Below are 7,206 nucleotides of genomic sequence, written 5' to 3' on the forward strand. Positions count from 1 at the left end.
GCCGATGACGGGGCGCAGCGACGCATCGATCGACAGCCTGGCGAAACCGCGCTCGATCAACGTCACCAGATGCATGATGGCGATCGAGGCGGCGCCGCCGAGCAGGCCAAGCAGCAGGAACGGCACATACTGGCTGGCGGTGAGCGCCGGCAGGCCCGAAAGCTCGAGCGGAAACGGCACGCCGCCAAACATTTCGGCGGTCAGCGAGGCTGAGACCGCGGCGGTCATGACAGGCGCGACATTGGCGACCGAGTAGATGCCGATGACCAATTCGAAGCCATAGAAGGCGCCGGTCAGCGGTGCATCGAAGGCAGCGGCGATAGCGCCGGCCGCACCACAGCCGACCAGGATGCGGACATCGTTGCGGCGCAGCCTGAAGATGCCCGCCAGCCGCGATGCCAGCCCGGAGCCAACCTGCGTGTAGCCGGCTTCCAGCCCGACCGAGGCGCCAAAACCGCTGGAGATCATCGTCTGGCCGGCGATGATGAAGGTATCGGTCAGCGACATGCGCCCGCCATAGAGCGCATTGGCTTCGATCGGGTCGATCGGCGTGCGGAATTTCCGTATCCTGAGCCAGATCACCGTCAGCCCCAGCAGCATGCCGCCGATCGCCGGTATCAGCGCCTGCATCGGATTGGCGAGCGAGAACATGCCGGAAAGCCGGCCGCCTGGCTGAACGCCGAACAGCAGCCCGTGCAGGTCCTGCACGATCTGGCTCATCGCCGTGACCAATATGCCCGCCATGACGCCTACGACACCGGCCAGAATGACCACCACGATGCCGCGCGCCTCGAGCAGCGGCAACGACCTGATCAGCACCGCGCGCAGCCGGCGGGCGTAGACTTCGCTGTGGTTTCTGGAAAGCACCGGGGCGGCTCGCCGATATCAAAAGGCAGTGGAAAGCCAGCCTGATACGCCCGGCGGCACGGCATGGCAACCACAATGCCGACAGACACCATATTGGCGACAGCGGGCACGATATCGATCGGCTGACGGACCGTTCAGGTCGGCATGGGCTCGCCGGCTTCATAGAGCACGAGGTTGCGCTCGCCTATGCCAAGCGCCGGCCAGCTCGCACGCCAGTCCGCAATGTGCGGCGAGCGGAAATGCGCGTCGAGCGCTGCCCTGTCGCTCCAGACTTCCGTGACCCGGATGAGCCCGGCATCGAAAACATCCTGCGCATAGGAATATTGGATGCAGCCGGACTCGGCCCGACTGCCGGAAACCATGCGCTCCATTGCAGGCTTGCCTTCTTCCAATTTGTTTGGCGGCAGGCGGATAGTACCGATGATCAAAAGCATGGGTTTTCCCTTCATTGCGAGGCCGGCCGTCGCGCCGACCTGCGCATGATCGCCCGGACTAACCAGTCTCCCACCCTCGCGCAAGTTTGGTCAGCTACCCTTACCGGGCTGTCGCGCGTTCGGCAGTCTATGGTTTGAGGACTTCAATGGCGATCAGCGAAAGCATTCAGCCCGGCGCGGTGGCCAAGAACGGCCGCGACGTCTTTTTCGCCATCGGCATCGTCATCATCCTTGCCGTGCTGTTTCTGCCGATTCCGGCCTTTCTCATCGACATCGGCCTCGCCTTCTCGATCGCGCTTTCGGTGCTGATCCTGATGGTGGCGCTGTGGATCCAGCGGCCGCTCGATTTCTCGTCGTTCCCGACCGTGCTGCTCATCGCCACCATGCTGCGGCTGTCGCTCAACATCGCCACCACGCGCATGATCCTGGCGCATGGCAATGAGGGCACGCACGCGGCGGGCTATGTCATCGCCGGCTTCTCCAAGCTGGTGATGGCCAGCGACTTCGTCATCGGCCTCATCGTCTTCATGATCCTGATCGTGGTGAACTTCATCGTCATCACCAAGGGCGCCACGCGTATCGCCGAAGTCGGCGCGCGCTTCACCCTAGACGCCATCCCCGGCAAGCAGATGTCGATCGACGCCGACCTCTCGGCCGGCATGATCGACGACAAGACCGCGCAGCTGCGCCGCCGTGAACTGGAGGAAGAATCGTCCTTCTTCGGCTCGATGGACGGCGCCTCGAAGTTCGTGCGCGGCGACGCCATCGCCGGCCTCATCATCACCGCCATCAACATCGTCGGCGGCATTGCCATCGGCTACATCAGGCACGGCATGGGCATGGGCGAAGCCGCCGACGTGTTCATCAAGCTGTCGGTCGGCGACGGCCTCGTCACCCAGATCCCGGCACTGATCGTGTCGCTCGCCGCCGGCCTGCTCGTCTCCAAGGGCGGCACTCGCGGCTCGACCAACCAGGCGGTGTTCGGCCAGCTCGGCGCCCACCCGCGCGCCCTCTATGTCGCGGCATCGCTGCTGGTGCTGCTCGGCCTGATGCCCGGCCTGCCGCTGTTCCCGTTCTTTGCGCTCGCCGCCGGCATGGCCGGCCTCGGCTACGTCATCCCGATGCGCGCCAACCGGGTCCTCGCCGAAGCCGAGGCGATCAAGGACCAGGAAAAGGCGACCAAGGTCGAGGAGGAGAAGAACTCGGTCAAGGCCTCGCTCGCCACCGCCGAGATCGAGCTTTTGATCGGCAAGCAGCTGTCGACAAGGCTGCTGACGTCGCATCAGGAACTGGTTTTCCGCATGGGCAAGATGCGCAAGAAATTCGCCACCCAGTACGGCTTCGTCGTGCCGGAAGTGCGTGTCGCCGACGATTTCGCCATCCCGCCGAAGAGCTACCAGATCAAGGTGCACGGCACCGTAGTGGCCGAATACCAGATGCGCGTCGGCGAGATCATGGTGCTGCTCGGCAACCGCGACATACCCGAGATACCGGGCGAGGAAATCCGCGAGCCGGCCTTCGGCATGCGCGCCTATTCCGTCGTCGAAGCCTTCGCCGAGGATCTGAAGCGCGAGAACTACACCTTCGCCGACAACATGTCGGTGCTGCTCACCCATCTCTCCGAGGTCATCCGCAACAACCTGCCGCAGCTTCTGTCCTACAAGGACATGAAGGCGCTGCTCGAACGCCAGGACCAGGAATACCGCAAGCTCGCCGACGAGATCTGCACCACGCACATCTCCTATCCCGGCCTGCAGGCGGTGCTGAAGCTGCTGCTCGCCGAACGCGTCTCGATCCGCAATCTGCACCTGATCATCGAGGCGATCGCCGAGATCGCGCCGCATGTGCGCCGCACCGAGCAGATCGTCGAACATGTCCGCATCCGCATGGCCCAGCAGATCTGCGGCGACCTGTCCGAGGGCGGTGTGCTGAAGGTGCTTCGCCTCGGCAACCGTTGGGACCTCGCCTTCCACCAGAGCCTCAAGCGCGACGCCAAGGGTGAGGTGCGCGAGTTCGACATCGACCCGCGCCAGCTCGAGGAATTCGGCCAGGACGCGACCAAGGCAATCAAGAAACATCTGGAAGCCGGCGAGCGTTTCGTCCTCGTCACCGCGCCCGACGCACGCCCCTATGTGCGCATGATCATCGAGCGGCTGTTCACCACGCTGCCGGTGCTCAGCCATGTCGAGATCGCCAAGGGCGTCGAGATCAAGGTGCTCGGAACCATATCGTGAGCGTGCTGTCGCAAGGCGTCGTCATCGCGGCGTTCCTCGCCTTCTGCCGCATCGGCGCCTGTTTCATGCTGATGCCGGGCCTCTCCAGCGCCCGCGTCCCGGTCCAGGTCAGGTTGTTCGTGGCTATCGCCGCCACCGGCGGCCTTCTCGCCTTCCTGTGGGACAAGATCTTTCCTTTCGTCGACCCGCGCCCGCAGATCCTGGTGCCGATGATCATCTCGGAACTTCTGGTCGGCGGCCTGATCGGCGCCATGACCAGGCTCTACATGGAAGCCCTGCGCTTCATGGGCTCGGCCATCGCCATGCTGGTCGGTTATGGCGGCACCGGCGGACCGGCGATCGAGGAGCCCGAACCCCAGGCAGCCCTTGCCGCCATCATCTCGTTCTCGGCACTTCTGATGCTGTTCGTCTTCGATTTCGACCACGAGATAATACGCGCGCTGGTTTCTTCCTACACGGTCGCGCCGGTCAACATCTTCTTCAATCCGCAGGCCGCCCTCGTCGATGTCACCGACACGGTGTCGGACACCTTCTTCCTGGTCATCCGCCTCGGCAGCCCGTTCGTCGCCTATGCCATTCTCGTCAATCTGACGATCGGCTTCGTCAACAAGCTGACCCCGCAGATTCCGATCTATTTCATCTCCCAGCCCTTCATCATCGCCGGCGGCATGATCATCTTCTATTTCGCCGTCGGCACCATGCTGTCGCTGTTCGTCGACGGCTTTGTCGACCTGACATTGGCTAGATAGAAATGAGCACGCGCAAGGACCGCCTCAAGAAGCTGGTCAAGGTGCAGGAACAGCTGAAGGCGCTGCACGAAACCCGCCACGCCACCTTCCTTGCCGCGGCCGGTGCCGCCGAGGCCGAAGCCAGGGAACTGGTCGGCCATTTCGACCAGGCCGATTCGCTCTCCGCCCTGTTTCCCGACCTCTACCATTGCCGCATCGCCCAGGCGGTCGTGCGCCAGGAGGCGAACCTGGCGAGCGCCAGGCAGGAAGCCAGCCTCATCGCCGCAGCGACCGCCCGCACCAACATGGTCGAGCGCGCCTACAAGGACGTGCGCAACCGCGACGAACGCGAACGCTCCGACCGCGAGCGGCTCGATATCATCGCGCAGAAGCAAACCGAAAAGTAGCTGAGGCTGCTCTGCTATCGAGCCAACGGCGAGCGTCATTGTCCAGGTTGCGAAGGACGGCAATCTCGGCCATTGGGGCGGGCATGGTGGCTTCCTGAGAGCGGACATTGCAGGCTGAGCATCGAGGTCCTGCTCGCGCCATGAACAGTCGATGCTTCGGCCTGGAAGCGGCCGTTGAGCAGACGTTCATTGCACGGCGGCGGCCGCCGTGAAGATGTAGCCAACGCCATAGACGACCTTGATCGGCGCGGGCAAGCTGATGTGTTCCTCCAGTTTGCGGCGTAACCGGCTGACGACGGCGTCGAGATGCCTGTTGTCGAAGTTTGACCTGGGACGGGCGACAAGCTCCACCAGATCCTCGCGCTGGCAGATTTCGCCGCAACGGTTGCAGAGCACGTTCATGAAGGCGAACTCGGCCGCCGTCAGTTTAAGCGAACGGTGATTGGGCGCGATCAGCATCCAGTTCGTACCGTCCAGCACCCACTGATCGCTGCTGCCGTTCGCAGAGTCGGGCTGGGCTCCCGTCCGTCGCAGCAGGCTGCGAATTGCGGCGTCGATCTCGCGCAGTGTGCTGTGCTTGACCAGGTAGATGTCAGCGCCGCTCTCAAAGCCACGGATACGGTCGTCGCTGTCACCGAGCGCCGTCAGCATGATGATGCCGCAGGCATGTGATTTGCGAATTTCGGTTGCCAGATCGAACCCATTCCCATCGGGCAGCCCGACATCGAGGATGATGACAGCGGGCGAACTGCCGTTGGCTAGCGTCTGGCGCAATTCCCCTGCCGTCGCGACGCCTTCGGCCGTGAAGCCCGTCAGTTCCAGGAAATCCGCCAGATCCTTGCGCAGCCGGGGCTCGTCCTCGACGATCAGAATATGCGTCATGCGGTCAGTTCCTCGGGCGAAAGTCGATCCGTTGCCTCGCCCGCCAGAGGCAGGCTGACGACGGACGTGATGCCCTGGTCGTCGTTGGCGAGCAACTGCAGCTTGCCGCCGTGATAGGCCAGCAATTTGCGCGAAGAATAGAGGCCGAGTCCGGTTCCGGTTCCCGCCATCGTATTGGAGGCCCGGAAGAAGCGCCTGCCGATCTTGTGAAGCTCGGCCTGTGGAATGCCGATGCCACGGTCACGGACCCGAATGACCACACTTCGACCTTCGCTGCGCACATCGATATCAACAGGCTGGTCCTCTGACGAATATTTGAGCGCGTTGTCGATGAGGTTGATCAGGACGGTCGCCAGCATCTCGGGATCGGCGACAAGCGAAACGTCGTCGTCATCGACCGTAAAGATCAGGCGCTCGCCGCGCCCGGTCATCCCGAAATGCAGCCGCACATCGGCAACAAGCAAACCGACGCGTATCATCTCCGGCTGAAACCCACTGTCGCGATCATTGGCCATGAAGCGGTCGATCAGGGAAAACAGGCGATCGAGCGCCTCGCCAATGCCGGCGATCCGTTCGCGTGTCGCTTCGGGCGACTTGTGGCCGACAAGGCCGATCATGTCGGCCGCGTTGCGGATGATGGCGAGCGGGGTGCGAAACTCGTGGCTGACGACGCGCATGAAGTCCGCCTGCTCGTCGCGAAGCGCGCGTTCGGCCGCCAGGCTCGCGTTCAACCGGCTTTCCAGCCGTCGTCGTTCCCGTACCTCCCGCGACAGGGCGATGTTTTTCTCGAGCAGCGCGGAGGACAGCCGCGAACTGACCATGAACAGCAGGCAGCCGAAAAAGGCGATCAGGAACAGCGCGCCCTGCAGCAGATACCAAGCGTTGCGGTCGGCCAGAACCGAAGCGCCTTGAAAATCGACCGGCAGCCGGTATTCGATGATGCTCTGGAGAACGCTAGCCGCGATATACTCGGCAAGCACACCGATCGTGATCCAGCGCAGGAGGGATGGTTGCGTCCGGTCCCGCATCAGCCCAAGACACATCACCGACATCATGACGACCGTAAAGAAGGTCGATGCGTGAATGCGGATAGCAATGTCGCCCGGATCCATCGCAAGGGCGGCACTCCACGCGACGATTTGGAAAATCAGCAGTGAAATGCTGATCCAGGTATAGCGTGGCTGTCCCAGAAAGCGCGCCAGCCCCTCGGCCAGCAACACCAGGCCCAGCTTGATGATCGTGTTGTGGAGCACGATGGCCCAGGCCGCCGGCTGCTCCCCGCGCAGGAGAATCAGCAGCACCCCCGCCGCGATAGCGACGAAGCCGGCCGCAAGAAACTTCAACTCATAGAGACGGCGCCACGCCAGCCAGACAAACAACCAGGTGACGGCCTGCAGGCTTGCGGTTGCGAACGTGACAACCAGAACGGTTTTTAGATCAAGCATGGTCGAGCATTCGCACGGGGTTCCCCTGCCGCACCCCCCGATGCGCCGAATGTTGAATCTCGCAGGAGTTGTGCGGGGAGGCAAGCGCGATCCGCGCGTGCAAGAATTGGTCAGAATTCAATAGAATTGATCGGTGGAATTGTCGCGAGAGGACGTTTTATCATCGACCGCGATCGTTTTGGCTTTTCGCCGGGCGGATTGTGAGGAAG

The 7,206-nt window shown here is 62.9% G+C and carries 7 protein-coding genes; 3 read left to right on the forward strand and 4 right to left on the reverse strand.

What is annotated here, in order from left to right; translation table 11 throughout:
* Together EN943_RS32925 and EN943_RS32930 are read right to left on the reverse strand one after the other, a co-directional pair.
* Positions 1-867: chloride channel protein (locus EN943_RS32925; RefSeq protein ID WP_164778500.1), on the reverse strand; the 867-nt coding region annotated here is incomplete at its 3' end.
* A gap of 134 nt (positions 868-1,001) precedes the next feature.
* Positions 1,002-1,301: a putative quinol monooxygenase gene (locus EN943_RS32930; protein ID WP_127416125.1), complete on the reverse strand. Its 300-nt coding sequence runs from the start codon at positions 1,299-1,301 to the stop codon at positions 1,002-1,004.
* A gap of 146 nt (positions 1,302-1,447) precedes the next feature.
* Between EN943_RS32930 and flhA the strand changes: the two genes are divergently transcribed.
* The 3 genes from flhA to EN943_RS32945 are packed head-to-tail and all read left to right on the forward strand — an operon-like array spanning position 1,448 to position 4,670.
* Positions 1,448-3,535: a flagellar biosynthesis protein FlhA gene (gene flhA / locus EN943_RS32935; protein WP_127416126.1), complete on the forward strand. Its 2,088-nt coding sequence runs from the start codon at positions 1,448-1,450 to the stop codon at positions 3,533-3,535.
* Entirely contained in the window at positions 3,532-4,284 is a 753-nt protein-coding gene (gene fliR / locus EN943_RS32940) for a flagellar biosynthetic protein FliR (RefSeq protein ID WP_127416127.1), read from the forward strand. Before flhA ends, fliR begins: the two co-directional genes overlap by 4 nt.
* Before the next feature lie 2 nt (positions 4,285-4,286).
* Entirely contained in the window at positions 4,287-4,670 is a 384-nt protein-coding gene (locus tag EN943_RS32945; RefSeq protein ID WP_127416128.1) for a hypothetical protein, read from the forward strand.
* Between the two features lie 186 nt (positions 4,671-4,856).
* On the opposite strand, the gene EN943_RS32950 is transcribed toward EN943_RS32945, so the two are convergent.
* Together EN943_RS32950 and EN943_RS32955 are read right to left on the reverse strand one after the other, a co-directional pair.
* A complete protein-coding gene (locus EN943_RS32950) occupies positions 4,857-5,552 on the reverse strand; it encodes a response regulator transcription factor (RefSeq protein ID WP_127416129.1) in 696 nt (231 codons plus the stop codon).
* Positions 5,549-6,997, reverse strand: coding sequence for a HAMP domain-containing sensor histidine kinase (locus tag EN943_RS32955; RefSeq protein ID WP_127416130.1), 1,449 nt, complete (start codon positions 6,995-6,997; stop codon positions 5,549-5,551). Before EN943_RS32955 ends, EN943_RS32950 begins: the two co-directional genes overlap by 4 nt.
* Between the last annotated feature and the right edge of the window lie 209 nt (positions 6,998-7,206).

It is taken from the genome of Mesorhizobium sp. M7A.F.Ca.US.006.01.1.1 (assembly GCF_003997935.1).
Classification (GTDB): domain Bacteria; phylum Pseudomonadota; class Alphaproteobacteria; order Rhizobiales; family Rhizobiaceae; genus Mesorhizobium.

Bases quoted from the DNA above. Each gene is read 5' to 3' on its own strand.
- EN943_RS32955 (WP_127416130.1), bottom strand. From the start codon at position 6,997: ATGCTTGATCTAAAAACCGTTCTGGTTGTCACGTTCGCAACCGCAAGC.
- EN943_RS32945 (WP_127416128.1), top strand. From the start codon at position 4,287: ATGAGCACGCGCAAGGACCGCCTCAAGAAGCTGGTCAAGGTGCAGGAA.
- EN943_RS32950 (WP_127416129.1), bottom strand. From the start codon at position 5,552: ATGACGCATATTCTGATCGTCGAGGACGAGCCCCGGCTGCGCAAGGAT.
- EN943_RS32930 (WP_127416125.1), bottom strand. From the start codon at position 1,301: ATGCTTTTGATCATCGGTACTATCCGCCTGCCGCCAAACAAATTGGAA.
- flhA (WP_127416126.1), top strand. From the start codon at position 1,448: ATGGCGATCAGCGAAAGCATTCAGCCCGGCGCGGTGGCCAAGAACGGC.